Source organism: Caldimonas manganoxidans ATCC BAA-369, assembly GCF_000381125.1.
In the GTDB taxonomy this organism is placed as follows: domain Bacteria; phylum Pseudomonadota; class Gammaproteobacteria; order Burkholderiales; family Burkholderiaceae_C; genus Caldimonas; species Caldimonas manganoxidans.
Window position 1 is genome coordinate 1 of the sequence record NZ_KB905987.1, and the last position, 2,645, is coordinate 2,645.

Genomic DNA, 2,645 nt, shown 5'->3' on the forward strand with positions numbered 1-2,645 from the left:
CGCACCGCAGCCGGCCGCTACCGCGTGCACTTCGCCAGCCCGCTGCCGGACGCGAACTACTGCTGGGTGGGCGTCGCACGCAGCAACACCAACACGGGCACGCAGCGGCTGCTGATCGTGCGCTCGACCTTGGATGAGAAGACGCCGACGCACGTCGATGTGGGCTGCGCGACCACCGCGGCGTCCTTCGCCGACTCCACCGAAATCAACCTCGTGGTCTACCGCTGATGGCCTATACCCAAGCCCACCTCGAAGCCTTGGAAGCGGCGCTGGCCAAAGGCGAAAAACGCGTGAGCTTCGGCGACAAGACCGTCGAGTACCGCAGTGTCGAGGAACTGCAGGCTGCGATCGCGGCGGTCAAGCGCGACCTGTTCGAGCAGGCGGCTGCCACGGGGCTGTGGCCCGGCGCGCCGCGGCAGATCCGCCTTCACACGACCAAGGGGACGTGATGGGCTGGCGCACCTCACAAACGCCAGCAAGCTGGCTCAGCACCCTCAAGCGCCGGCTGTTCGGCACGAACCCCACCTACGACGGCGTGGGCGGCGGCCGCCGGGCTGTGGCCTGGCAGGTCGGCAACCCCGGGGCGGTCGCGGCGCTGGCCTACACGCAACACGAACTGCGCGCCAAGAGCCGCGATCTCGCCCGGCGCAACGCCTGGGCGGCTGCCGGCATCGAAGCCTTTGTGGCGAATGCCATCGGCACCGGCATCAAGCCGCAGAGCATGGTGACGGATGCGGCCGTGCGCGAGGCCATCCACGCGTTGTGGTGGGATTGGGTGGAGGAGGCCGACGCGGCGGGCCTGACCGACTTCTACGGCCTGCAGGCGCTCGCCTGCCGGGCCATGCTCGAAGGCGGCGAGGCGCTGGTGCGCCTGCGCTGGCGCCGCCCCGAGGACGGTCTGCCCGTGGGGCTGCAGCTGCAAGTGCTCGAGCCAGAACACCTGCCGGTGACTCTCCACCGCGATCTGCCCTCGGGGAACGTCATCCGCGCCGGCATCGAGTTCGACCGGCTCGGGCGGCGCGTGGCCTACCACCTGACCCGCTCGCACCCGGGCGACGGGAGTCTTGCGCCGATGTCAGGCACGGGGGCTGCCGCAGGAGGGCTGGACACCGTGCGCGTGCCCGCAGACGAGGTGATCCACCTGTTTCGGCCCTTGCGACCGGGACAGATCCGCGGCGAGCCCTGGCTCGCCCGCGCCTTGGTCAAGCTGCACGAACTCGACCAGTACGACGACGCCGAGCTCGTGCGCAAGAAAACCGCCGCGATGTTCGCGGGCTTCATCACACGGCTCGCCCCCGAGGACAGCCTGATGGGCGAGGGGCTGCCCGATGCCCAGGGAGTGGCGCTCGCGGGGCTCGAGCCCGGCACCTTGCAGATCCTGGAGCCGGGCGAGGACATCAAGTTCAGTCAGCCGGCGGACGTCGGTTCGAGCTACGGCGAGTTCATGCGCCAGCAGTTCCGGGCGGTAGCCGCCGCCATGGGCATCACCTACGAGATGCTCACCGGCGATCTCACCCAGGTGAACTACTCCAGCATCCGTGCGGGGCTGTTGGAGTTCCGCCGCCGCTGCGAAGCGATCCAGCACGGGGTGATCGTGCATCAGCTCTGTCGCCCGGTGTGGCGGGCCTGGATGGAGCAGGCGGTGCTGGAAGGCGCCCTGTCGCTGCCGGGCTTTGCGCGCCGGCGCCGAGAGTTCCTCGCCGCCAAGTGGATCCCGCAGGGCTGGCAGTGGGTCGATCCGCTCAAGGAGTTCAACGCCTTGAAGCTCGCGATACGCGCCGGGCTGATGAGCCGCTCGGAGGCGATCTCGGCCTACGGCTACGACGCCGAGGACATCGACCGCGAGATCGCTGCGGACAACCGGCGCGCCGATGAACTGGGGCTGGTCTTCGATTCGGATCCGCGGCACGACCAAGCATCGAGGCTGGTGCCGACACCTGCGCCCGACACCGACCTTCAGGACTGACACCGATGCTGCCTCATCTCGCCGCCCGCCTGTTCGGCACGCCCCTGCTCGTGCAGCGCGCCAAGCTCGATGTGATCCTCGCGGTGCTCTCCGAGCGCCTCCATCTCGCCGTGCCGGACGTCGAACTCGCGCCGCCGCTGCCTCGGCCCGCGAACCCTCCGTCTTATCCGGAAGCTTCGATCGCGGTGCTGCCGATCCACGGCACGCTGGTCAAGCGCACGCTGGGGCTGGAGGCGGCCTCGGGGTTGACCAGCTACGCCGAGATCGGCGCGCGGCTGGAGGCGGCCCTTGGCGACCCGATGGTCGCCGGCATCGTGCTCGACATCGACTCGCCCGGCGGCGAGACCGGCGGCTGCTTCGAGCTCGCCCGCCGTGTGCGCGAGGCGGCAGCCGTGAAGCCCGTCTGGGCCGTGGCCAACGACGCCGCCTTCTCCGCGGCCTACGCCATCGGCTGCGCCGCCGAGCGGCTCTTCGTCACCGAGACCGGCGGCGTGGGCTCGATCGGCGTGATCGCGCTGCATGTCGATCAGTCGGTCAAGGACGCCCAAGAGGGCTTGCGCTACACCGCGATCACCGCGGGCGCGCGCAAGAACGACTACTCGCCACACGCGCCGCTGGCCGATGCCGCACGCGCTGCACTGCAGGCCGAGGTCGATCGGCTCTATGGCCTCTTCGTCGG

The 2,645-nt window shown here is 70.0% G+C and carries 3 protein-coding genes and 1 pseudogene; all 4 read left to right on the top strand.

The genetic code is table 11. The features are described 5' to 3' along the window. Positions 1 to 228 (top strand): annotated as a pseudogene (locus F615_RS0116760) (hypothetical protein); the annotation flags it as partial. After that, positions 228 to 449, top strand: coding sequence for a phage head-tail joining protein (locus F615_RS0116765; RefSeq protein ID WP_019562305.1), 222 nt, complete (start codon positions 228 to 230; stop codon positions 447 to 449). The pseudogene F615_RS0116760 and the gene F615_RS0116765, both read left to right, overlap by 1 nt. Continuing rightward, the gene (locus F615_RS0116770; RefSeq protein WP_019562306.1) at positions 449 to 1,966 is read left to right on the top strand and encodes a phage portal protein; all 1,518 of its coding nucleotides are present in this window, start codon (positions 449 to 451) and stop codon (positions 1,964 to 1,966) included. The genes F615_RS0116765 and F615_RS0116770 overlap by 1 nt, the downstream gene beginning before the upstream one ends. A 5-nt stretch (positions 1,967 to 1,971) precedes the next feature. After that, positions 1,972 to 2,645: S49 family peptidase (locus F615_RS18965; RefSeq protein ID WP_033371773.1), on the top strand; the 674-nt coding region annotated here is incomplete at its 3' end.